The organism is Streptomyces sp. CB00316 (assembly GCF_001905595.1).
GTDB lineage: Bacteria > Actinomycetota > Actinomycetes > Streptomycetales > Streptomycetaceae > Streptomyces.
In genome coordinates this window covers 603,234-625,276 of record NZ_LIXI01000004.1, presented here as the reverse complement: position 1 = coordinate 625,276, position 22,043 = coordinate 603,234, and the positions used below count along the sequence as shown (strand labels likewise).

At 72.7% G+C, this 22,043-nt stretch carries 16 protein-coding genes and 1 riboswitch; of the genes, 7 read left to right on the top strand and 9 right to left on the bottom strand.

Annotated elements, in window-relative coordinates:
* Positions 1 to 9: 9 nt before the first annotated feature.
* From sucC to AMK21_RS14450, 4 genes are all read right to left on the bottom strand, one after another.
* Positions 10 to 1,191 carry an ADP-forming succinate--CoA ligase subunit beta gene (sucC, locus tag AMK21_RS14465; RefSeq protein WP_073877784.1) on the bottom strand — a complete coding sequence of 394 codons (1,182 nt, stop codon included), beginning with the start codon at positions 1,189 to 1,191 and terminating at the stop codon, positions 10 to 12.
* Between the two features lie 239 nt (positions 1,192 to 1,430).
* Positions 1,431 to 2,738, bottom strand: coding sequence for a VWA domain-containing protein (locus tag AMK21_RS14460; protein WP_073877782.1), 1,308 nt, complete (start codon positions 2,736 to 2,738; stop codon positions 1,431 to 1,433).
* A complete protein-coding gene (locus AMK21_RS14455; protein WP_073877780.1) occupies positions 2,735 to 5,122 on the bottom strand; it encodes a DUF5682 family protein in 2,388 nt (795 codons plus the stop codon). Before AMK21_RS14455 ends, AMK21_RS14460 begins: the two co-directional genes overlap by 4 nt.
* Positions 5,119 to 6,255 carry an ATP-binding protein gene (locus AMK21_RS14450; RefSeq protein WP_073877778.1) on the bottom strand — a complete coding sequence of 379 codons (1,137 nt, stop codon included), beginning with the start codon at positions 6,253 to 6,255 and terminating at the stop codon, positions 5,119 to 5,121. The genes AMK21_RS14455 and AMK21_RS14450 overlap by 4 nt, the downstream gene beginning before the upstream one ends.
* A gap of 152 nt (positions 6,256 to 6,407) precedes the next feature.
* On the opposite strand from AMK21_RS14450, the gene AMK21_RS14445 reads away from it, so the two are divergent.
* Together AMK21_RS14445 and AMK21_RS14440 are read left to right on the top strand one after the other, a co-directional pair.
* Positions 6,408 to 7,886, top strand: coding sequence for an SWIM zinc finger family protein (locus AMK21_RS14445; RefSeq protein WP_234421932.1), 1,479 nt, complete (start codon positions 6,408 to 6,410; stop codon positions 7,884 to 7,886).
* Between the two features lie 107 nt (positions 7,887 to 7,993).
* Positions 7,994 to 9,628: a DUF5691 domain-containing protein gene (locus AMK21_RS14440; RefSeq protein WP_073877774.1), complete on the top strand. Its 1,635-nt coding sequence runs from the start codon at positions 7,994 to 7,996 to the stop codon at positions 9,626 to 9,628.
* A gap of 40 nt (positions 9,629 to 9,668) precedes the next feature.
* Here AMK21_RS14440 and AMK21_RS14435 read toward each other — a convergent pair whose 3' ends face one another.
* Positions 9,669 to 10,082 (bottom strand): cobalamin B12-binding domain-containing protein, encoded by a 414-nt coding sequence (locus tag AMK21_RS14435; RefSeq protein WP_073877772.1) that lies wholly within the window; start codon positions 10,080 to 10,082, stop codon positions 9,669 to 9,671.
* Between the two features lie 273 nt (positions 10,083 to 10,355).
* On the opposite strand from AMK21_RS14435, the gene AMK21_RS14430 reads away from it, so the two are divergent.
* Positions 10,356 to 11,219: an esterase/lipase family protein gene (locus AMK21_RS14430; protein ID WP_073877770.1), complete on the top strand. Its 864-nt coding sequence runs from the start codon at positions 10,356 to 10,358 to the stop codon at positions 11,217 to 11,219.
* Between the two features lie 204 nt (positions 11,220 to 11,423).
* The gene (locus tag AMK21_RS14425; protein ID WP_073877768.1) at positions 11,424 to 13,064 is read left to right on the top strand and encodes a M23 family metallopeptidase; all 1,641 of its coding nucleotides are present in this window, start codon (positions 11,424 to 11,426) and stop codon (positions 13,062 to 13,064) included.
* 105 nt (positions 13,065 to 13,169) lie between these two features.
* Here the strand turns inward: AMK21_RS14425 and pcrA are convergent, their stop codons facing one another.
* Positions 13,170 to 15,611 (bottom strand): DNA helicase PcrA, encoded by a 2,442-nt coding sequence (gene pcrA / locus AMK21_RS14420; protein WP_073877766.1) that lies wholly within the window; start codon positions 15,609 to 15,611, stop codon positions 13,170 to 13,172.
* Positions 15,612 to 15,869: 258 nt separating this feature from the next.
* A riboswitch (cyclic di-AMP (ydaO/yuaA leader) is annotated at positions 15,870 to 16,036 on the top strand.
* Between pcrA and AMK21_RS14415 the strand changes: the two genes are divergently transcribed.
* On the top strand, positions 16,035 to 17,255 hold the full coding sequence (locus AMK21_RS14415) for a C40 family peptidase (RefSeq protein ID WP_199863190.1): 1,221 nt from the start codon (positions 16,035 to 16,037) through the stop codon (positions 17,253 to 17,255). Its footprint overlaps the riboswitch before it by 2 nt.
* Positions 17,256 to 17,305: 50 nt before the next feature.
* On the opposite strand, the gene AMK21_RS14410 is transcribed toward AMK21_RS14415, so the two are convergent.
* Positions 17,306 to 17,659 (bottom strand): hypothetical protein, encoded by a 354-nt coding sequence (locus AMK21_RS14410; RefSeq protein ID WP_073877764.1) that lies wholly within the window; start codon positions 17,657 to 17,659, stop codon positions 17,306 to 17,308.
* 265 nt (positions 17,660 to 17,924) lie between these two features.
* Between AMK21_RS14410 and AMK21_RS14405 the strand changes: the two genes are divergently transcribed.
* Both AMK21_RS14405 and AMK21_RS14400 read left to right on the top strand, forming a co-directional pair.
* Complete coding sequence (locus tag AMK21_RS14405) at positions 17,925 to 19,031, top strand: C40 family peptidase (protein ID WP_073877762.1); 1,107 nt, start codon at positions 17,925 to 17,927, stop codon at positions 19,029 to 19,031.
* 42 nt (positions 19,032 to 19,073) lie between these two features.
* Positions 19,074 to 19,832: a GNAT family N-acetyltransferase gene (locus AMK21_RS14400; RefSeq protein ID WP_073877760.1), complete on the top strand. Its 759-nt coding sequence runs from the start codon at positions 19,074 to 19,076 to the stop codon at positions 19,830 to 19,832.
* 47 nt (positions 19,833 to 19,879) lie between these two features.
* Here the strand turns inward: AMK21_RS14400 and AMK21_RS14395 are convergent, their stop codons facing one another.
* Both AMK21_RS14395 and AMK21_RS14390 read right to left on the bottom strand, forming a co-directional pair.
* Positions 19,880 to 20,575 (bottom strand): LuxR C-terminal-related transcriptional regulator, encoded by a 696-nt coding sequence (locus tag AMK21_RS14395; protein ID WP_073877758.1) that lies wholly within the window; start codon positions 20,573 to 20,575, stop codon positions 19,880 to 19,882.
* Complete coding sequence (locus tag AMK21_RS14390) at positions 20,572 to 21,870, bottom strand: ATP-binding protein (protein ID WP_073877756.1); 1,299 nt, start codon at positions 21,868 to 21,870, stop codon at positions 20,572 to 20,574. The genes AMK21_RS14395 and AMK21_RS14390 overlap by 4 nt, the downstream gene beginning before the upstream one ends.
* Positions 21,871 to 22,043 lie beyond the last annotated feature (173 nt).

Sequence of the window (22,043 nt, the reverse complement as noted above, 5' to 3'; positions counted from 1 at the left end):
CCCTCGTCCTTACTTCGCAGCCGCGGCGAGCTCGGCGGCCTTGTCGGCCGCGCCGTCCATGGTGTCCACGCGCTGCACGAGCGGGTGGTTGGCGTCGGAGAGGATCTTGCGACCGAGCTCCGCGTTGTTGCCGTCGAGACGCACGACCAGCGGCTTCTCGACCTTCTCGCCCTTGGACTCGAGCAGCGCGAGCGCCTGCACGATGCCGTTGGCGACCTCGTCGCAGGCGGTGATGCCACCGAAGACGTTGACGAAGACGGACTTGACGTCCGGGTCGCCGAGGATGATCTCCAGGCCGTTCGCCATGACCTCCGCGGAGGCGCCGCCACCGATGTCGAGGAAGTTGGCGGGCTTCACGTTGCCGTGGTTCTCACCGGCGTACGCGACGACGTCCAGGGTCGACATGACCAGACCGGCACCGTTACCGATGATGCCGACCTCGCCGTCGAGCTTGACGTAGTTGAGGTTCTTGGCCTTGGCGGCAGCCTCGAGCGGGTTGGCTGCGGCCTTGTCCTCCAGAGCCTCGTGGCCCGGCTGGCGGAAGTCGGCGTTCTCGTCGAGCGAGACCTTGCCGTCCAGCGCCAGGATGCGGCCGTCCTTGGTCTTCACCAGCGGGTTGACCTCGACGAGGAGCGCGTCCTCGGCGACGAAGGTGTCCCACAGCGTGACCAGGGCCTCGGCGACCTTCTCGGCCACCTCGGCCGGGAACTTCGCCTGGGCCACGATCTCGCGGGCCTTGACGATGTCCACGCCGGAGTTGGAGTCGACCGGGACCTTCGCGAGGGCCTCGGGGCTCTTCTCCGCGACCTCCTCGATGTCCACGCCGCCCTGCACCGAGGCCATGGCCAGGAAGGTGCGGTTGGTGCGGTCCAGGAGGTACGAGACGTAGTACTCCGCCTCGATCTCCGGGGACAGTTCGGCGATCATCACCTTGTGGACCGTGTGGCCCTTGATGTCCATGCCGAGGATGTCGGTCGCCCGGGCGACCGCCTCGTCGGCGTCGGCGGCGAGCTTGACGCCACCGGCCTTGCCGCGGCCGCCGACCTTCACCTGCGCCTTGACGACAGACTTGCCGCCCAGCTTCTCGGTCGCCTCGCGGGCTGCCTCAGGCGTGTCGATGACTTCACCGGCCAGCACCGGTACACCGTGCTTGGCGAAGAGGTCCCTCGCCTGGTACTCGAACAGGTCCACGCGCGTCCGTCCCTTTTAAGTGATATCGCGGTTCGTTCTTCTGCGTGGGCGTGCCGCGAAGGGCAACGTGACTGCTCTGTCACTAGGGAGGCGCACACGGTGTCCGAGTACGCGGCATGTCCATCCGGCAGGTTATCCCCGCACTCCGTGTGACCCTAAATCGCAGATCACACCTGAGCGGTGATAACGGTCACAGAGGGTGCCGGAGGGGCGCGTCCCGTTGGGTGTCCGTGGCGCGTCTACGGCTGGGTCTCCTTGTCCGGTATGGGCAGGGGTCGCTTCTCGATCGCGGCGGCCATGATGTCCGGGAAGAGGTCCGGCGTACAGGCGAACGCGGGGGCGCCCAGCGCGCCGAGTGCCGCCGCGTGCTCGTGGTCGTAGGCGGGGGCGCCCTCGTCGGAGAGGGCGAGCAGGGTCACGAACTGCACGCCCGACGCCTTCATCGCCGCGACCCGCTTGAGCATCTCGTCGCGGATGCCGCCCTCGTAGAGGTCGCTGATGAGGACGACGACGGTGTCCGCGGGCCGGGTGATCTTCGACTGGCAGTAGGCGAGCGCCCGGTTGATGTCGGTGCCGCCGCCGAGCTGGGTGCCGAAGAGGACGTCGACCGGGTCGTCGAGCTGGTCGGTGAGATCGACGACCGCCGTGTCGAAGACGACGAGGCGGGTGGCGAGGGTGCGCATGGAGGCGAGGACCGCGCCGAAGACCGAGGCGTAGACGACGGAGGCGGCCATCGAGCCGGACTGGTCGATGCAGAGGATGACGTCCTTCTTCACCGACTGTGAGGCGCGGCCGTAGCCGATGAGACGCTCGGGGACGACCGTGCCCGTGTCCGGGCCGCCGTCCGCGCCCGGGATCGTCAGGTAGTTCTTCAGATTGGCCCGGATCGTGCGGTCCCAGTCGATGTCGCGGTGGCGCGGCCGGCTGATCCGCGCGGAGCGGTCCAGGGCCCCGGTGAGGGTGGCCCGGGTGCGGCTCTCCAGCCGCTTCTCCAGGTCGTCGACGACCTTGCGGACGACGGCCCGCGCGGTCTCCCTGGTCGTCTCGGGCATGGCCTTGTTGAGGGAGAGCAGGGTGCCGACGAGATGGACGTCCGCCTCGACGGCCTCCAGCATCTCCGGCTCCAGGAGCAGCGCGGAGAGGCCGAGCCGGTCGATCGCGTCGCGCTGCATGACCTGGACGACGGAGCTGGGGAAGTACGTCCGGATGTCGCCGAGCCAGCGGGCGACGGAGGGGGCGGACGCGCCGAGCCCGGCCGAACGTCCGCCGCCGCCCCTGCCGCCGGGCTTCTTGCCGCCGCCCCCGCCGTACAGCGCGTTCAGTGCGCCGTCCATCGCCGCGTCCTGGCCGGTGAGTGCGCAGCCGGTGCTCTCCGCGCTGTCCGCGCCGAGCACCATGCGCCAGCGCCGCATCCGCTCGCCGTGGGCGGGGCGCTCCGAGGGGTGCGCCCTCTCTGTCTCCGTGTCCACCGTCTTCCCCGTTCGGTCGTCGTCCTGTGTGGCGTGGTCCGGGGCCTGCTGTGCGGTGTGTGCCGCTCCCCCGGTCATGCGGTCGCCTCCGCCGGTACGGGTGTGCGGCCGAGGAGCAGGTGCAGCACGGGCTCCACCGCGTCGGCCCGGCCCGTGTCGAGGCCGGGGCCGAAGCCCGGGTACGCGTGATCCGTGCCGTCGTTCCGGGCGCCCTCGGGGACGGGGCCGCGCCGGACCAGCTCGCCGAGGGTGCGGCGTACGCCCGGCTCGTAGGCGGAGAAGGTACGGCGCAGGAGCGGCAGCACGTCGGTGAACGTGTCGGCGGGGACGCCGGTGAGCCACGCGTCGACCAGGGAGAGCAGCCGCTCGTCGTGGACCAGCAGCATGCCGCCGCCGGACGCCCCTCCGACGAACCCCTCGATCCAGGCCGCCGCGTCGGTGGGCGGGGTACCGGGCGAGAGGGCCAGGCCCATGAGCCGGGCCGCCTCGTCCTCGGTCAGCCGCCCCTCGTCGAGCAGCAGCCGGGTGGCCCGGCCCCGGATGATCCCGGCGACCGTGTCCCGGCCGGCCAGCTTGCGCAGGACGGCGCCCCAGCGGTCCCGGAGCCCTTCGGCGGGCGCGGCGCCGGCGACGAGGAGGTCGATCGCGCTGTGCACCCCGTCGACCTGGCGGCGCAGTGCCTCGGCCCCGTCCGCGTCGAGGCCGGTGCAGGCCGGGGGCAGGCCGACGCAGATCCGCTCGGCGAGCCCGGCGGCGACCTCGGCGAGCGCGGCGGTGTCGGTGGAGCGCACGTCCCCGTAGCGCAGGGAGCGGGCGAGGGCCGGGAGGGCGTCGGCGAGGTGGCCGACGTCCGCGTCGAGTGCGGCGCGGTCGGCCAGCGCCTTCATCACGACGGGCAGCGCCTCGGGCAGGCCGGCCAGGAGGCAGTGCTCGGCGAGGGCGGTGACCTCGCCGAGCGCGGTCGCCGCGAGGGCCCGGGACTCGGCCTTCGCCGTGGCGGCGGTCGCGACCGTGGTGCCCCACACCCCGGCCTCCGCGACCCGGACGTGGAGCTCCGGCTCCCAGCGCAGCCGCCAGCTCTCCCGGAAGGTGCCGGTGCTGCCCCGGCCCTCGGCCGGTTCGCCCCAGCCGACGCCGAGGAGACGCAGCCGGTGCAGGAGACGGCTCCTGGCCGCGTCGGTCTCCTTGCGCAGGTCGAGGTCCAGCTCCCGCTCCAGGGCCTCCGGCTTGAGCCGGAGGGTGCGCTGGCTGCGGGTCAGGTCGCGCTGGAGCGGGACGGCGGGGGCGCCGTCCGGCACCTCGCCGAGGGTCTCGCCGACGACGAGGCGGTCCTGGATGAGCGCGAGGGGTACGTCGGAGCCCTCGCACATCACGGCCCGTACCGCGTCGGTGGTCTCACTCAGCCCGGCCAGCGGCCGGCCCCGCATCGCGGCGAGCGTCTCGGCGAGCCGGACGGCCTCGATGACATGGGCGGTGGAGACGAACCGGTCCTCCTCGCGCAGCAGCCCGGCGACCTTCGTCATCCAGCGTTCGATGGGCCGGTCGGCGGCGCCGAAGAGGTGCCCGTACCAGCCGGGTGAGTCGATCCCGGCACCGTAACCGCTGTGCCTGGCGAGCCTGCGGTGGGTCCACGGCACCCACGTCATCTCGGCCTTGACCTTCGGAAGCCCCTTGAGGAGGGCGCGGTCGGCGGCGAGAGTGGTCCGGGCGGCGAGCGCCGGGACATGCCAGGCGCCGCAGACGACGGCGACGCCGTCCCCGAACTCCTTGCGCGTGGTGCGCAGCTGGATCCGCATGTACGCCTCGCGCACGGCGTCCCGGGGGTGCCCGCCGTCCCCGTACGCCTCGCGCAGGGCCGTCATGGCCGCCGCGAGCGCGGTGAACGGGGCGAGCGCGTCGCCGGTGGCGTCGGCGGCCGGTGAGCGGTGCTCGACGACGTCCTCCCACCAGCGCTCGGGATCGTCGTATCCGGCGGTCTCGGCCAGCACCCGGATCGGGTCGACGTGGGGGGTGACCGTGGCCTCGCGCTCAGGGGCGTCAGGGCCGGGTGCGGACTCCTCGCCCGGCTGTTCACCGGGCTGGTCTCCGGGGGGCTCCTTCAGGGCGAGGGAGTGGGTGGCGGGAAGGTCGATGAAGCGGACCGGGACGTCGTGGGCGAGGGCCCAGCGGATCGCCACCCACTCCGGCGAGAACTCGGCCAGCGGCCAGAAGGCGGCCCGCCCGGGGTCGTCCACGGCATGGGCGAGCAGGGCGACGGGCGGGCGCATCCGCGGGTCGGCGGCGAGCGGCAGCAGCGCGTCGCCCTCGGGCGGCCCCTCGATGAGCACGGCGGCCGGCCGGGCGGCGTCGAGCGCGGCGATGACCGCGCGGGCGGAGCCGGGACCGTGGTGCCGCACGCCCAGCAGCAGCGGCCCGGTGACGGCCCTTGTGGTGGCGCGGCCGGGGGTGGCCCGGCCGCTCATACGGAGACCTCGCGGCAGGCGCGGTAGAAGTCCTTCCACCCGTCCCGCTCGCGCACCACGGTCTCCAGATACTCCTGCCAGACCACGCGGTCAGCGGCCGGGTCCCGGACGACGGCGCCGAGGATGCCCGCGGCGACATCGCCCGGGCGCAGGATGCCGTCGCCGAAGTGGGCGGCGAGGGCGAGGCCGTTGGTGACGACGGAGATCGCCTCGGCCGTGGAGAGCGTGCCCGAGGGCGACTTGAGCTTGGTGCGCCCGTCGGTGGTGACACCGTCGCGCAGCTCCCGGAAGACCGTCACCACGCGCCGGATCTCGGCGAGCCCCTCCGGTGCGGCGGGCAGGTCCAGCGAGCGGCCGATCTGCTCCACGCGCCGGGAGACGATGTCGACCTCGGCGTCGGGCGTCGCGGGCAACGGCAGGACGACGGTGTTGAACCGGCGGCGCAGCGCGCTGGAGAGCTCGTTGACGCCCCGGTCACGGTCGTTGGCCGTGGCGATGACGTTGAAGCCGCGGACGGCCTGGACCTCCTGTCCCAGCTCGGGGATGGGGAGGGTCTTCTCGGAGAGGATCGTGATGAGCGAGTCCTGCACATCGGCGGGGATGCGGGTCAGCTCCTCGACCCGGGCGGTCATGCCGTCCGACATGGCCCGCATGAGCGGGCTGGGCACCAGCGCGTCGCGGCTGGGGCCGTGGGCCAGCAGCTGGGCGTAGTTCCACCCGTAGCGGACGGCTTCCTCCGGGGTGCCGGCGGTGCCCTGCACCAGCAGGGTCGAGTCGCCGCTGACGGCGGCGGCGAGATGCTCGGACACCCAGGTCTTGGCGGTCCCGGGGACGCCGAGCAGGAGCAGCGCGCGGTCGGTGGCCAGAGTGGTCACGGCCACTTCGACCAGTCGGCGCGGGCCGACGTATTTCGGTGTGATCACCGTGCCGTCGGGCAGCGCCCCGCCCTGCAGATAGGTGGCGACGGCCCAGGGCGAGAGGCGCCAACGGGCGGGCCTGGGGCGGTCGTCGGCGGCGGCGAGCGCCTTCAGCTCATCGGCGAACGCGTCCTCGGCGTGCGGGCGCAGGGCCTCGGCGCCGGACGTCTCGCCGACGGCGGCGATGGTCGTGGCGGTGGTTTCGGGCACGGTCATGGATCCCCCTCCAGATCGTCGACAGATTCGGTCGACCTGACGTGGTTCCCACCGTGCACCATGCCACTGACAACGGGCCTCGCGGCCGCTCCCGCCAGGGCTCTGATCGCAGGTCAGCGGGATTGTCAGTGGTGCCGCCTACCGTCGTTCCCATGCTGCTATCTCACGGGGGAGAACCCTTGCCCGCCACGGAATCGGTGGCGCGCTGGACGGTGGAGCAGGTGCTGTCCCTGGCGCCTGACGACGCATCACGCAAGGCGGGGAACAAGCTGGCCACGGCCGGACACTGGACGGGCACCGGCTTCGACGGATCGGGGGCGGTGTGGGGGCTGTGCAAGGGGAGCGGGAGTAAGCCGTATCAGACGGTGGTCGACACCACGGGCCCCGCGTACAAGTGCAGTTGTCCGAGCCGCAAGTTCCCCTGCAAGCACGCGCTGGGGCTGCTGCTGCTCCGGGCGTCCGGCGACGGCGCGGTCCAGCAGGGTGAGCCGGCCGACTGGGCCGCGCAGTGGCTCACGGCCCGCCGGGGGCGGGCGGAGGCCAAGCAGGCCGAGCGGGAGGCCGCCGCGGGCGGGGAGCCGGCGTCCGGCCCCGCCGACAGCACGGCCGCCAGGAAGCGGGCGGAGCGCCGGGCGGAGCGGGTCACCGGAGGGGCGCTGGAGCTGGAGCAGCGCCTGAGCGATCTGCTGCGGGGAGGGCTCGCCACCGCCGATCGCACGGGGTATGCCCTGTGGGACGAGACCGCCGCCCGCATGGTCGACGCGCAGGCGCCCGGACTGGCGGGCCGGGTGAGGGAGTTGGGAGCTATACCCGGATCCGGCCCGGGCTGGCCGGTGCGGCTGCTGGAGGAGTGCGGCCTGCTCCATCTGCTGGACACGGCCTGGCTGGGCCGGGAGCGGCTGCCGGCCCCGCTGGCCGCCACGGTGCGTACGCGGGTGGGGCTGCCCATGTCCGCCGAAGGCCCGCCGGTCCGTGACCACTGGCTGGTCCTCGCGCAGTACGACACGCCGGACGGCCGGCTCACCACCCGGCGGATCTGGCTGTACGGGAGGGAGTCGGGCCGCACGGCCCTGCTGCTCTCCTTCGGTGCGATGGGCCGCGCTCCGGAGCTCGCGCTGCCGGTGGGCGTCACGATCGACGCCGAGCTCACGCCGTACCCGGGCGGCGGGCTCCGGGCCGATCTGGGACGGCAGTTCGCCCCGCCCGTCGCGGCGCCGGGCGCCCCGGTGCCGGACACGCCGCCGCCGGGCGGCTCCACCGCGGCCGCCCTCGCGGCGTACGGAGAGGCGCTGCGGGACGATCCCTGGCTCGACGCCTGGCCGGTCACCCTGCGGGACGTCATACCCGTGCCGTCCGAGGACGGCTGGCAGGTGGCCGACGCGGAGAGCGCATCCGCTCTGCCCCTCTCCTCGGCGGCGCTGTCCCGTCCGGGGCTGTGGAAGCTCGTCGCGGTCTCCGGCGGCGGCCCGGTCACGGTCTTCGGCGAGCTGGGCCATCGCGGCTTCGACCCGTTCGCGGTTTGGGACACGAGGGCCGGACACGGGGGCGGTTCCGGGCCGGTGTCCGGGCCCGGTTCCGGGCCGGTGTCCGGGTGCGCGGAGGTCGTTGACGGGACCGTACGGCTCATCTGACCTGTGCCGGCCACCGCGGGCGGGGCCTGCGGAGTCCGCCGCCACCCCCACTCACCGATCACCCGTCTCCGCCGCCGACCGCCCTGAACGCCACCGAAGGGGACCCGATGCCTCCCACCACCACCGGCCCGACCGCGACCTCAGCCCACCCCCTCGCCTCCCTCCCCTGGGAGGAGCTGGTCACCTCGGCGCTGCTGGGCACCGACCGCCGCCCGCCGGCGGCCCCCGGGGCCCCGGTACCGGCCGACGGCCCGGCCGCCCTGCTGGACGCCGCCGCCCTGCACACCGTGCGCCGGCGGGCCGGGCTGCTGCCCGCCGTGCCGGGGGCCAGGCCCGCACCCGCGCCGCACGACCCGCGCCCGCGGCTCCCCGAGGCGGCCCGGCACCGGCTCGCCCAGCTGCTCGCCGACCGGGCCGCACCGACCGCCTCCGGACGGCGCGGGGCCGCGCCCGACCTCACCGAGCTGATCCCGCAGTGGCTGGCCACCGCCAACCGGCGGGGGTTCCGGGCCCCGGCCGCCCTGGTGCCACCGCTGCTGGACGCCGCGCGGGCCCGCACCGACCTGCGCCCGCAGGCGCTCGCCTTCGCCGGACCGCTGGGCCTGTGGCTGGCCGCCCTGAACCCCGAGTGGAAGTTCGCCCTGCGCGGTGCCGCGGGCGGCTCGCTCGTCCCCGACACCGGCGATCCGGAGGCGGTGGGCCGGCTGTGGGAGGAGGGGCTGTTCGCGGAGCGGGTCGCGCTGCTCGACGCCGTACGGACCCGGGATCCCGCCGCCGCGCTCGCCCTGCTCACCACGACCTGGTCCACCGAGCGGGCAGAGGACCGGCTGATGTTCCTGGACTCCCTGCGGAACGGGCTCGGGAAGGGGGACGAGGAGTTCCTGGAGCAGGCGCTCGCCGACCGCAGCCGCAACGTGCGCGCCACAGCGGCCGAGCTGCTCTCCGCCCTGCCCGCCTCGGCGTTCGCCGGGCGGATGGCGGCCCGCGCGACGTCGTGCGTCAATCCCGACCGTACGGGGGCGGGCGCGTCCATCGCCGTGGAGGCGCCGCACGAGTGCGACGCCGGGATGCGGCGCGACGGGGTGGTGGCCGATCCGCCGACGGGCCGGGGCGAGCGGTCCTGGTGGCTCGGTCAGTTGGTGGAGGCCACGCCGCTCGGGGTCTGGCAGGAGCGGTTCGGCGGGCGCCCGGCGGCGGAGATCGTGGCACTGCCGGTGGCCGACGACTGGGCGGGCGAGCTGCACGCCGCCTGGTGCCGGGCCGCGGTGCGCCAGCGCCACCCGGAGTGGGCGCGGGCCCTGCTGGGTGCGGCGTCCGCGCCCCCGGCCGGCACGCCCGGGCCCACGTCGATCGCCGAGCGGTCCAAGCTCCTGGCGGTGCTGCCCGAGGCCGAACGCGCAGACTGGGTGGCCGCGTTCATCGCCGCGCACGGGCTGTCGGAGGCGTTCCAGCTGCTCGGGGTCTGCACGGTGCCGTGGACGGGCCCGCTCGGGCGCGCCGTGGTCGACGCGCTCGACATCGCGCGGGACGGCGGGAGCTACCCGTGGAGCTTCAGCGGTGTGATGGGCCTGGCCGAGCGCTGCCTGGACCCGGCCGGGGCCGACCGCCTGGAAGCCCTCACGGCCACCCCGGACGAGCAGGAGGGAGCATCGCCGGGGGCCGGGGGATACTGGTCGGAGGCGTTCCAGCGCCTGGTCTCCACACTGCGCCTGCGCGCCGCGATGGAGACCGAGCTGACCTGACCCTCCACCCCGGCCTCGGCCGTACCCCCGGGCCCCGAGGTCAGGCCTGCGCGGGCTGGCGGACGTTCGCGTTCACCCAGGTGACGATCTCGGTCGTCGTCGCACCCGGGGTGAAGAGCTCCGCCACGCCCAGCTCCTTCAGCGGGGCGATGTCGTCCTCCGGGATGATCCCGCCGCCGAACACCTTGATGTCCTCCGCCTCCCGCTCCTTCAGCAGCTCGATCACCTTCGCGAACAGCGTGTTGTGCGCCCCGGAGAGGATCGACAGGCCGATGGCGTCGGCGTCCTCCTGGATCGCCGTGTCGACGATCTGCTCGGGTGTCTGGTGGAGCCCCGTATAGATGACTTCCATACCGGCGTCCCGCAGCGCCCGCGCGATCACCTTGGCCCCGCGGTCATGGCCGTCGAGTCCCGGCTTGGCCACCACCACACGGATCGGACCGGTCACACCCATCACTGCCTCCACATGGTCTCCCGCGCCTGAAGGGACGGGGATGTGAACGAACGTTATCCACAGCATCCCGCAAGCCGCCGTTTCGCGGCAGGCGGGGAGGGGGAAATCACACGTGGGACATGTTCGCCAGGCGCCGTCCCCCGTAGAACGCGGCAATCCGGCCGCCGCGGGGAGAGCCGCTACGAGGTCGCCGTACCACCGTGCCGCCAGCCGCACGGCACGGTGGTACGGCCCGTCGCCGCCTCCAGGTGCGCCAGCGCAGGAGGTCGGCGTGTGAAGGTCCTCCCTTTCCTCTCCCTACCGCCCCGCCTCCCCCGGCTGCCGGGCCCCCGGCTCTCCACCGCACTGCTCGGCGCCACCGTGCTGGAGCTCGTGGTCCTCACCGGCCACCTGGCCGCCTATCCCTTCGGCCTCACCCAGGAGCGCCTCCCCCAGGAGCGCCGCGCCCCGGGCTCACCGCCGGGCCCTCCCACCCTGCCCGGCTCCCCCGCCGCCGAACGGCCCGTCGTCCTGCTGCACGGGTTCATCGACAACCGCTCCGTCTTCGTCCTGCTGCGCCGCGCGCTCGCCCGGCACGGCCGCCGCCACCTGGCGTCCCTCAACTACTCGCCGCTCACCCGCGACCTGCGCACCGCCGCCGAGCTGCTCGGCCGGCACGTGGAGGAGATCTGCGCCCGCACCGGGCAGCGCGAGGTCGACATCGTCGGCCACAGCCTCGGCGGCCTGATCGCCCGCTACTACGTACAACGGCTGGGCGGCGACCACCGGGTGCGCACCCTCGTCACGCTCGGCACCCCGCACGGCGGCACCGCCGTCGCCCCCGGAGCCGGTGTTCACCCCATCGTGCGGCAGATACGCGGCGGCTCCGCGCTGATCGAGGAGCTGCACCTCCCCGCCCCCGGCTGCCGGACCCGGTTCGTCAGCTTCTGGAGCGAGCTGGACCAGGTGATGGTCCCGGTCGGGACGGCCCGCGTCCACCACCCCGACCTCGACGCCGTGAACGTACGCGTCACCGGAATCGGGCATCTCGCGCTGCCGGTGCACCCGGCGGTCGCCGCCGCGGTCGGTGAGGCTCTGGAGTCACAGGGGGCCCGGGAGGGCACAGCGCCCTCAACCGGAACGCCTTCTGTCGCTTAAAATAGAACAAATATCGAACGTAGAGCCAAGCCTCTGCCTGCCGTCCACCGAAAGACGTCCGATTGCCCGTTTCCTGAGGACGCAAAACCTGCCGAAGATTGTCGTCCTCACATACTGCCGGGTACAGTCGCGGCCACTGCTTCCCCCTGGGACCCCCTCACCGGGATCCAGAACAGTCCTGCTGCCGAGGCGAGAGAGAAGTTGGTGAACGACCAGCACCCCCACGCCGGGCCCGTCGGGTACGACACCCGATCGACCGGCAGCTTCGACACCGACCCGCTCTTCGGTTCCCTTCCCGGCGGTTCCGACACCACGGACCACGTGGCCCCCGGTTACGACGGTCCCTACGGCGACCAGAGCGGCCAGTACGACTCCTCCGCCTGGGACACGGGCGCGCAGCAGACCGTCAGTTACGACGCGTACGCCGCCCAGACGCAGGCCACCGCCCACCAGCAGTGGGACACCGGCGCGACCCCCACCTGGCAGCAGCCCTCCGACCAGGACCCGGCCGGCCAGTGGCAGGCCACCGACACGGGCGCGTTCCCCACCACCGGGTTCACCACGGCCGCGTACGGCACAACCTCCTACGGGACGGGCGCCTACGAGACGGACGGCTACGACACCGGCGCGTACGCCACCGGCACGTACGGCACAGGCACCGCGTACGTGACCGACGGCTCGTACGGGACGGACGCCTACGAGGCCGGCACCCACGACGCGGGGACGTACGACACGGGCACGTACGACACCACTGCCCATACCACCGGGGTGTACGACACCGCCGCGTACGACACGGGGGCGTACGACACCGGCGCCTATGACGCGACCGCCTGGAACTCCGGCGCCACGCCCGAGGACGCCGCGTACGACCCCGAACAGACATCGCATCAGCTGTACGAACAGCAGGACCCCGAGGAAGCCGGCACCGCCGAGTTCGCGGTCATCGACTCCGGCTTCGAAACCGAAGTCGACACCGCTCACAAAGCCGGTCACGAAACCGGGCTCGACCCGGACGCCGCCCCCACGCCGGACGACGGCGACTCCCCCGGGCCCGCCCCGCTCTCCGTGGACCGCACCGTGGTCCGCACCCCCGCCCCCCGCAGCCGGGCGCGCCGCCGCAGCCCCGCCAAGCGGTCCGCTCTCCTGACCGTCGCCGTCCCCTCCGCCTGCGTGATGAGCGTCGCGGGCATCGCGGCCGCCTCCGTCAGCGGGATCAGCGACGAGGACAAGCAGGAGAAGACCACCTCGCTGGCCGTCGCCGATCCGAGCACGGTCAAGCCGGTCGCCGCGAACAACAAGCTCGACAGCCAGCTGGAGCAGCTCTCCGAGGGCAGCGACGACTTCCGCCAGCGCGCGAGCCGCACCCAGGAGCGCATCGACCTGAAGCAGCGGCAGGTGGAGGAGAAGAAGAAGCGCGAGGAGGAGGCCGCACGCCGTGAGGCGCTGCGCCCCAAGTTCGTCCTGCCGGTCAAGCAGCACGGGCTGAGCGCCTACTACGGCCAGGCGGGCGTCAACTGGATGTCCGTGCACACGGGTATCGACTTCCCCGTCGGGTACGGCTCCCCGGTGATGGCCGCGACCGACGGCACCGTGCGCACCCAGTACAACAGCGCCTACGGCAACATGGCGATCGTGACCATGGCCGACGGTACGGAGACCTGGTACTGCCACCTCAGCAGCACCAAGATCCGCTCCGGCCCGGTCAAGGCCGGTGACGTCATCGCGTACGCGGGCAGCTCCGGCAACTCCACCGGCCCGCACCTGCACTTCGAGGTCCGGCCCGGCGGCGGCGCGTCGATCGACCCGCTGGTGTGGCTGCGGAGCCACGGCGTCAACCCGACCTGAGGCAGGACGGCGGCGCCACAGCACGTACGAAGAGACAGCACGCGTACACCACGAGAAGGGGGCGGGACGGCTTCAGCAGCCTCCCGCCCCCTTCTCGTACTCGTACTACAGCTTCTCGACCGGCGCGTACCGCAGCAGCAGCTTCTTCGGGCGCTCGTCGCCGAAGTCCACCGTGGCCTTGGCCTGGTCGCCGAACCCTTCGACGGCCGTCACCGTGCCGAGCCCGAACTGGTCGTGCGTGACCCGGTCCCCGACGACCAGCGTGACCGTGGGCTTCTCCGTGGAACGCCGGGTCGCGAAGCCCGAGGGACCGGAGCGGGCGCGCGAGGAGGAGAGCGAGGACGTGATGCCCGAGGTGGGTCCCGCCGGGGCGGCCATCGGGCCCTTGCGCTTCCACTCCAGGTGCGCTTCCGGGATCTCCTCCAGGAACCGCGAGGGCGGGTTGTACGAGGGCTGGCCCCAGGCGCTGCGCATGGCGGCCCGGGTCAGGTAGAGCCGCTCGCGGGCGCGGGTGATGCCGACGTACGCCAGGCGCCGCTCCTCCTCCAGCTCCTTGGTCTGACCGAGGGCCCGCATGTGCGGGAAGACGCCGTCTTCCATACCGGTGAGGAAGACGACCGGGAACTCCAGGCCCTTCGCCGTGTGCAGGGTCATCAGCGTGATGACGCCGGAGCCGTCCTCGTCCTCGTCGGGGATCTGGTCCGAGTCGGCGACCAGCGCGACCCTCTCCAGGAACTCCGCGAGTGTGCCGGTGCCCTCCTCGTCCCCGCGCTCCTGCTCGAACTCCAGGGCCACGGCGGCGAGTTCCTGGAGGTTCTCGATACGGGTCTCGTCCTGCGGGTCGGTGGAGGCCTGGAGCTCGGCGAGATAGCCCGTACGCTCCAGCACCGCTTCCAGCACGACGGCGGGTCCGGCGCCGGACTCGACGATCGTACGGAGCTCCTCCATCAGCGTGTTGAAGCGCCTGACGGCGTTGGAGGAGCGGGCCGCCATGCCGTACGCCTCGTCCACGCGGCGCAGCGCCTGCGGGAAGGAGATCTTCTCGCGCATCGACAGGGCGTCGATCATGGCCTCGGCGCGGTCGCCGATGCCGCGCTTGGGCACGTTGAGGATGCGGCGCAGCGGGACGGTGTCCTCGGGGTTGGCGAGGACGCGGAGGTAGGCCAGGACGTCCCGGACCTCCTTGCGCTCGTAGAAGCGCACGCCGCCGACGACCTTGTAGGGCAGGCCGACGCGGATGAAGATCTCTTCGAAGACACGGGACTGGGCGTTGGTCCGGTAGAAGACGGCGACGTCGCCCGCCTTGGCGTCGCCCGCGTCGGTGAGCCGGTCGATCTCGTCGGCGACGAACTGTGCCTCGTCGTGCTCGGTGTCGGCCACATATCCGGTGATGCGGGCACCGCTGCCGGCGTTGGTCCACAGGTTCTTGGGGCGGCGGCTCTCGTTGCGCTCGATGACCGCGTTGGCGGCGGAGAGGATCGTCTGCGTGGAGCGGTAGTTCTGCTCCAGGAGGATCGTCTTCGCGTTGGGGTAGTCCTCCTCGAACTGGAGGATGTTGCGGATGGTCGCGCCCCGGAAGGCGTAGATCGACTGGTCCGCGTCACCGACGACGCACAGCTCGGCGGGGGCGTCGGCGGCCTCCCCGGCCGGGCCGACCAGCTCCCGTACCAGCGTGTACTGGGCGTGGTTGGTGTCCTGGTACTCGTCGACCAGGACGTGGCGGAAGCGGCGGCGGTAGTGCTCGGCCACGTCGGGGAAGGCCTGGAGGAGGTGGACCGTCGTCATGATGATGTCGTCGAAGTCCAGGGCGTTGGCCTCGCGCAGACGGGCCTGGTAGAGCGCGTACGCCTGGGCCAGGGTCTTCTCGAAACCGTCGGCCGCCTGCCCGGCGAAAGTCTCCTCGTCGATGAGCTCGTTCTTGAGGTTGGAGACCTTGGCGGTGAAGGATTTGGGCGGGTAGCGCTTGGGGTCCAGGTCGAGATCGCGGCAGACCAGGGCCATCAGGCGCTTGGAGTCGGCGGCGTCGTAGATCGAGAACGACGAGGTGAAGCCGAGCTTCTTCGACTCCCGGCGCAGGATGCGGACGCAGGCGCTGTGGAAGGTCATGACCCACATGGCGTTGGCGCGCGGGCCGACGAGCTGCTCGACGCGCTCCTTCATCTCACCCGCGGCCTTGTTGGTGAAGGTGATCGCGAGGATCTGGCCCGGGTGCACGCCGCGCTCGGCCAGCAGGTGGGCGATGCGGTGGGTGAGCACCCGGGTCTTGCCCGAGCCGGCCCCGGCGACGATGAGCAGCGGGGAACCGGCGTGCACGACGGCGGCGCGCTGCTCGGTGTTCAGCCCGTCGAGCAGCGCCGCGGCGTCGATGACGGGGCGCGGGTGGCCGTCCCGGTAATACCCGTCCCGGGGCGGCGGAGGCGCGTCGTAGACGCCCTCGAAGAGCCCCTCCGGCACCGCTTCGGGTGCGTGGTCCTCGGGGGGCGGCGGCGGGCCGTCCTCCGTGGACTGGAGGCCGGTCAGGAAACTGTCGTCAAAGAGGCTGCTCATCGCCTACCGAGTCTAGGTGGCCGCACCGACAACGTTCGGCCGAAGGCCGCAAGCGACCGTTCCCGCCCGTACGCACGGAGAGCGGACGTCGACGTTCCGTGAAGGAAGGCCCGGTCGGAGGGGGTGCGGGGCCCCAGATCCGAGAAGGTCACGAAAACGTATCGGGCATATCGCTCATCCTCCTTCCCAGCGGTGCCACCGTTGGCTAGCGTGCTCGGTCAGGTGATCCGTAATCTCCCTGAGACGAACCGCGTCTCACGGTCACCTCTGCCGAATCCGTGCTGCCCTCCCAGCAGTTCGGAACCGGGGACCCACACGCACAACCGGGGTGAATCGGTCCGTACCCACACATCCGGACCGTAGGACAGCCTTCCGTTCCGTCCGAACCCGACAGCTAACCCGGTAGGCGGTCCACGGAAGGAGATGCCGGTCTTGGCATCGCATCGCAAGCCGCGCACGAAGGTGCGCACCACCACCCCCGCCGTCGGGTTCACGACGGCCGCGCTGGCCTCTGTGACGCTGCTCTCCACGCAGAGCGCCACCGCCGCCCCCTCCGAGCCGAAGCCGGCCATCGAGGACGTCCAGAAGAAGGTCGACGAGCTCTACCGGCAGGCGGGCAGCGCGACCCAGCAGTACAACCGGGCGAAGGCCGCCTCCACCGCCCAGCGCACCAAGGTCGACACACTGCTCTCCGACGTGGCGAAGCGGACCGAGAAGATCAACGAGGCCCGCCGGGAGCTGGGCTCCTTCGCGGCCGCCCAGTACCGCACCGGCGGCATCACGCCCACCGCGACCTTCTTCCTGGCGGACGACCCGCAGGCGTACTTCGACCAGAGCCGGCTGATGAGCCGGTCCACGGAGCGGCAGCAGAAGGCCGTCGACGACTTCCGCACGCAGCAGGCCGCGGCGTCGAAGCAGCGCGCGGAGGCCGTGAAGAGCCTGGAGTCGCTCACCGAGACGCAGACCACACTGCGCTCCAGCAAGCAGAAGGTGCAGAACAAGCTCACCGAGGCCCGGTCCCTGCTCGCGAAGCTGACCGCCGAGGAGAAGGCGCGGCTGGCGGAGCTGGAGCGCAAGAAGGAGGCCGAGGCCAAGGAGAAGGCGGAGAAGCTGGCCCGCCGCCAGGCCGCCGAGGCCAAGGAGCGCGAGGCGGCGGAGGAGAAGGCGCGCGAGGAGGCCGCGAAGGAGTCCGGCGGGGACAGCGGCTCCGGTTCCGGCAGCGGTACGGGTACGGGGACGAGCCCGGGATCCGGTACGGACACGGGTACGGGGACCGGGACGGACGGCAGCTACGCCGCCAAGGCCGAGAAGGTGCTGGCCTTCGCCCGCGCCCAGATCGGGAAGCCGTACGTGTGGGGGGCCTCGGGCCCGGCCTCGTACGACTGCTCGGGGCTGACCCAGGCGGCCTGGCGGGAGGCGGGGGTGACGCTGCCCCGGACCACCTGGGACCAGGTGAAGGTGGGCACGCGGGTCGCCACGTCCGACCTTCAGCCCGGGGACCTGGTGTTCTTCTACGACGACATCAGCCACGTCGGCATCTACAAGGGCGACGGGATGATGATCCACGCCCCGAAGCCGGGGGCGAACGTCCGCGAGGAGTCGATCTACTACATGCCGATCTACGGCAGCGTGCGTCCGGCGTAGTGCCGGTGGAGGGGGTGGCCCCCTGATCGGCGGCCACCCCCGAGCGGGCCTCAGGTCCAGAGCGTGGCGATGAAGATGTTGGCGGCCGTCAGGCCCCCGACCGCCGCGAACGCGCCCTTCTCGACCTTCTCCTCGTCCCGCTTGACGTAGACGAGCGCGAGGATGACGACGAGGAGCGCCAGCTTCACGCCGATCTTGATGTTGTTCACGGTCTGGTCGTCGGCCTGGTTGAGCCCGACCAGGGCGACGCCGGTGACCAGCATGGTCAGCGCGCCGTGCAGCATGGCGGGAACGAAGCGGGCGGTGCCCGCGCCCATGGCCTTCATCTGGGTCAGGAAGCCGCCCAGCAGGGAGGCGATGCCGATGATGTGCAGGGCGACGAAGACATTGATGAGTACGTCCATGGCTCCGGAGCCTAGCCATGGCCAAAACTTTGCCCAGCAGTGAGGCAAGCCTTTCCCGACGCCTTCGCCGGAACTGTGCGCCCCCTGCCCGAACCTGCCGGAATGAATAATTCCGCCTTCACGCCTCCGGTCATTCGGCGGCGCTGAAACGTCACATACGGGCAATAGCTGTCATGGCGAACCTTTTCCGTGCGCCCGGATTAGCGTCCTTGGCGGACCTGCCGGTATCCCCCGGCGGGCAGCCGACAGGAAGGATGCCGCCTTCGTGGCCGCGCACCGGAAATCCGCTCACCGGAAACCCAAGCAGCGCCCGTTCACCGGCCCTGCTGCCCGCACCGCCGCCACCCTGGCACTCGCCGGGGCCGCCACCGCCACCTCGGCCACCGGGGCCGGCGCCGCACCCGCCGAGCCCGCCCCCACCGCCGCCCAGGTCCGGGCGAAGGTCGACCGGCTCTACCACGACGCAGAGGTCGCCACCGAGAAGTACAACGGGGCGAAGGAGAAGGAAGCGGCCGCCACCAAGGCCGTCGACACCCTGGCCGACGAGGCCGCCCGCCGTACCGACCGCCTCAACACCGCCCGCCACGCGCTCGGTTCGATGGCCACCGCCCAGTACCGCACCGGCGCCCTCGACCCCGCCGTACAGCTGGCGCTCTCCTCGGACCCCGACAGCTACCTGGAGCGCGCCGCCCACCTGGACCGGGCGGGCGACCGGCAGGCGAGCCTGCTCAGCGGCATCCGGCGCCAGCTCTCCGGCATCGCCCGGGTCAAGGCCCGCGCCGACCAGGAGACCGAGGCGCTCGCCGCCCGCCGCGCCGAGCTGAACCAGCACCGCACCGCGATCCCTACCAAGCTGGCCGATGCCCGCAAGCTCCTGGCCACCCTCACCGCCGCCGAGCGCGCCGCGTACGAACGCTCGGCAGACGCGGCCCACGGCGGCGGCCCGGCGACCTCCGCCGACCGGGCCGCCGAAGGCGCCCACGCCGACCGCTCGGCCCCCCGCTCCTCGGCCGCCGCCCCCAACTCCCGGGCGGCCCGGGCCGTCTCCTTCGCGCACGGGGCGATCGGCAAGCCGTACGTCTGGGGCGCGACCGGCCCCAACGCCTTCGACTGCTCGGGGCTGACCCAGGCGGCCTGGAAGGCGGCGGGCGTCAGCCTGCCCCGCACCACCTACACCCAGATCAACGCCGGCCAGCGGGTCTCCCGCTCCGAACTCGCCCCCGGTGACCTGGTCTTCTTCTACTCCGGCATCAGCCACGTCGGCCTCTACATCGGCGGCGGCCAGATGATCCACGCCCCGCGCCCCGGAGCCCCGGTCCGGATCGCCCCCGTCGATCACATGCCTTTCGCCGGAGCGACCCGGGTGGCATAGTCCGCGGCGCCGATCCCTCTCCCCGCCGAAGGAACCCCCCGTATGTCGATGGCGAACGCGGTCCAGGAGTACGCCCGCGCACTCACGCTGCGCTCTTCCACCCACTACCGGGTGGGCCCGTTCACCGTCCGGCACAACCCGGGCTGGGAGCTGAAGTACGCCAACTACGCCATCCCCGACCGCGATGCGGCACCCACGGCGGACGACGTGGCGTCCCTCGTCGACGCGTTCCGGGAGCGGGAGCGGCTGCCGCGCCTGGAGTTCCTGCCCGACTGGGCCCCGGCCGTCGAACCGGTCCTGCTGGCCGCCGGGTTCGCCGTGGAGAACCGGGCCCCGCTGCTCGTCTGCGGCCGCGATGACCTCCGTACGCCGAAGCCGGTCGACGGCCTCCGCATCACGGCGCCCGCCACCGAGGCGGAATTCGTCGACGCCGCCCGGGTCCAGCACCACGGCTTCGGCGGCGAGGGCGAACCCGAGCCGGGAACGGCCACCTGGCTGCGCTCGGCCGCGACCGGTGACGGGGTCGCCGCCCTGGCGGTCCTGGACGACGCACCGGCCGGGGCGGGCGGCTGCTCCGTCCCGGTCGACGGCCTCAGCGAACTGGTCGGCCTCGCCGTCGCCGCCCCCTTCCGCCGCCGGGGCGTCGGCGCCGCGCTCTCCGCCTGGCTGACGGAACGGGCCCTGGACCAGGGGTGCCGGGCTGTCTGGCTGGAGCCGGGCGACGCCGACGTGGAACGGGTCTACGCGGGCATCGGCTACCGCCGGATCGGCGAGAAGGTCAACATCTCGCTGTCGCGTTGAAGCCGGAGCGCGGCTCAGCGAAACCCGGCCCGCCCTGCCCGATCGGTTCAGACCAGCCGTCGCGCCGTCGCCCACCGCGTCAGCTCGTGCCGGTTGGAGAGCTGGAGCTTCCGGAGCACCGCCGAGACGTGCGACTCCACCGTCTTCACCGAGATGAACAGCTGCTTCGCGATCTCCTTGTACGCGTATCCCCGGGCGATCAGCCGCAGCACCTCGCGTTCGCGCTGGGTGAGGCGGTCCATGTCCTCGTCGACCGGCGGGGCGTCCGTGGAGGCGAAGGCGTCCAGGACGAAGCCGGCCAGGCGCGGGGAGAAGACCGCGTCGCCCTCCTGGACCCGGAAGACGGAGTCGACCAGGTCGGCCCCGGTGATCGTCTTGGTGACATATCCCCGGGCACCGCCCCGGATCACGCCGATGACGTCCTCGGCCGCGTCCGAGACGGAGAGCGCGAGGAAGCGGACCGGGTTGTCGGCCGCGCCCATCAGCGGGGCGCAGCGGCGCAGCACCTCGACGCCGCCCCCGCCCGGGAGATGGACGTCGAGGAGGACGACCTCGGGGCGCGTCGCCGTGATGACGGTGACCGCCTGGTCGACGTCGGCGGCCTCGCCGATCACTTCGACGCCGGTCTCCTCGGTGCGGCCGATCTCGGCCTGCACCCCGGTGCGGAACATCCGGTGATCGTCGACGAGCACGACCCGTACCCGTCGCTCCGGGCCCCCGGTGGCTTCGGTGTTCTCGGTCATTCGCTCGCCCTTTCCATCTCCAGCTCGACCTCGGTGCCCCCGCCGGGCACCGAACGCAGCCGGGCAGTGCCGCCGTTGCGCTGCATCCGGCCGATGATTGATTCTCGTACGCCCATGCGGTCGGCGGGAACCTCGTCCAGGTCGAAGCCCGGGCCCCGGTCCTTCACGGAGACGAAGACCGTGGCGCCCTCGACCTCGGCGAAGACCTGCACGGCACCGCCCTCGCCACCGTACTTGGCGGCGTTGACCATCGCCTCGCGCGCGGCCTGCATCTGGGCGCCCAGCTTGTCGTCGAGGGGGCAGTCGCCGACGACCACGACCTCCAGGGGGACGCCGTGCTTGTCCTCCACCTCGGCGGCGGCCCGCTTCACGGCCTCGGCGACGGTCTCCGGTTCGTCGTCCTCGTCCCTGCCGGTGCCCTCGGGGTCGTAGAGCCAGTTCCGCAGCTCGCGCTCCTGGGCGCGGGCCAGGCGTCTGACCTCGCCGCCGTCGTCCGCGTTCCGCTGGATCAGGGTGAGGGTGTGCAGGACGGAGTCGTGGACGTGGGCGGCGACCTCGGCGCGCTCCTGGGCGCGGATGCGCATCAGGCGCTCCTCGGAGAGGTCCTGGGTCATCCGGACCAGGTAGGGGCCCGCGAGCAGGGCGATGCCGGTGAGGACGGCGATGGCGGCGGTCAGGACGTTGCCCAGCTGGGCGGCCGAGCCGCGCACCACCATGAAGACGGCGAGGCCGAGGCCGACGAGGGCGACCCCGGCGAGCGCGCGGGCCAGTTGCAGCAGCCGGCGGCGGCGGCCGACCTCCATCCAGCGGGCGCGCCGCGCGTTGTCCGCCTGGCGCCAGACGAGGACGGAGCCCGCGCCGATGAGGAGCGTCGGCCAGATGTAGCGGTCGGCCTCGCTGCCCATGTCGACGTTGGCGACGAAGACGACGGCCCCGACGAGCAGGGCGACCAGCGCGAAGACCTGGCCCGGGTCCGGTTTGCGGAGCTTGCGCCGGCCGTCCGCCGCGGTCTCGAACACCGAGCGGGGGGCGTGGACGCCGCCGACACCGCCGACGCCGAGGGGGACGACGATCCAGAACACCGCGTACAGCAGGGCGCCCAGGCCGTCGCTGAGGAAGAGCCCGAGGAAGACGAACCGGACCCAGGCGACCGGCAGTCCGAGGTGTCCGGCGAGCCCGCGCGCGACGCCGCCCAGCATCCGCCCGTCGGCGCTGCGGTACAGCTTGCGCAGCGGCGGCTCCTCCAGGTCGGAGGCGAGTGAGCTGTGCGCGGCTCGGGCGGTGGCGGCTGGCATACCCCGATCGTCACACGCGGTGGGTGCGGGAGGCATCAGGGTAGTCCCCCTGATCGACCCTGAGGCCGGCCCTACCCTCTCCACCCTCGCCACCCCTGCGGGACTCCCGGCGCAAAATCAGGGACCGGCCAGGGTCGGCCTGGCTCCCACCGGGCGGTGCGGGCCGTCACCAT

Excerpts from the sequence above, each read along its gene's own strand:
- AMK21_RS14400 (WP_073877760.1), top strand. The coding sequence starts at position 19,074 with ATGTCGATGGCGAACGCGGTCCAGGAGTACGCCCGCGCACTCACGCTG.
- AMK21_RS14410 (WP_073877764.1), bottom strand. The coding sequence starts at position 17,659 with ATGGACGTACTCATCAATGTCTTCGTCGCCCTGCACATCATCGGCATC.
- AMK21_RS14455 (WP_073877780.1), bottom strand. The coding sequence starts at position 5,122 with ATGAGCGGCCGGGCCACCCCCGGCCGCGCCACCACAAGGGCCGTCACC.
- AMK21_RS14440 (WP_073877774.1), top strand. The coding sequence starts at position 7,994 with ATGCCTCCCACCACCACCGGCCCGACCGCGACCTCAGCCCACCCCCTC.
- pcrA (WP_073877766.1), bottom strand. The coding sequence starts at position 15,611 with ATGAGCAGCCTCTTTGACGACAGTTTCCTGACCGGCCTCCAGTCCACG.
- AMK21_RS14450 (WP_073877778.1), bottom strand. The coding sequence starts at position 6,255 with ATGACCGTGCCCGAAACCACCGCCACGACCATCGCCGCCGTCGGCGAG.
- AMK21_RS14445 (WP_234421932.1), top strand. The coding sequence starts at position 6,408 with ATGCTGCTATCTCACGGGGGAGAACCCTTGCCCGCCACGGAATCGGTG.
- AMK21_RS14390 (WP_073877756.1), bottom strand. The coding sequence starts at position 21,870 with ATGCCAGCCGCCACCGCCCGAGCCGCGCACAGCTCACTCGCCTCCGAC.
- AMK21_RS14460 (WP_073877782.1), bottom strand. The coding sequence starts at position 2,738 with ATGACCGGGGGAGCGGCACACACCGCACAGCAGGCCCCGGACCACGCC.
- AMK21_RS14435 (WP_073877772.1), bottom strand. The coding sequence starts at position 10,082 with ATGGGTGTGACCGGTCCGATCCGTGTGGTGGTGGCCAAGCCGGGACTC.
- AMK21_RS14395 (WP_073877758.1), bottom strand. The coding sequence starts at position 20,575 with ATGACCGAGAACACCGAAGCCACCGGGGGCCCGGAGCGACGGGTACGG.
- AMK21_RS14415 (WP_199863190.1), top strand. The coding sequence starts at position 16,035 with ATGCCGGTCTTGGCATCGCATCGCAAGCCGCGCACGAAGGTGCGCACC.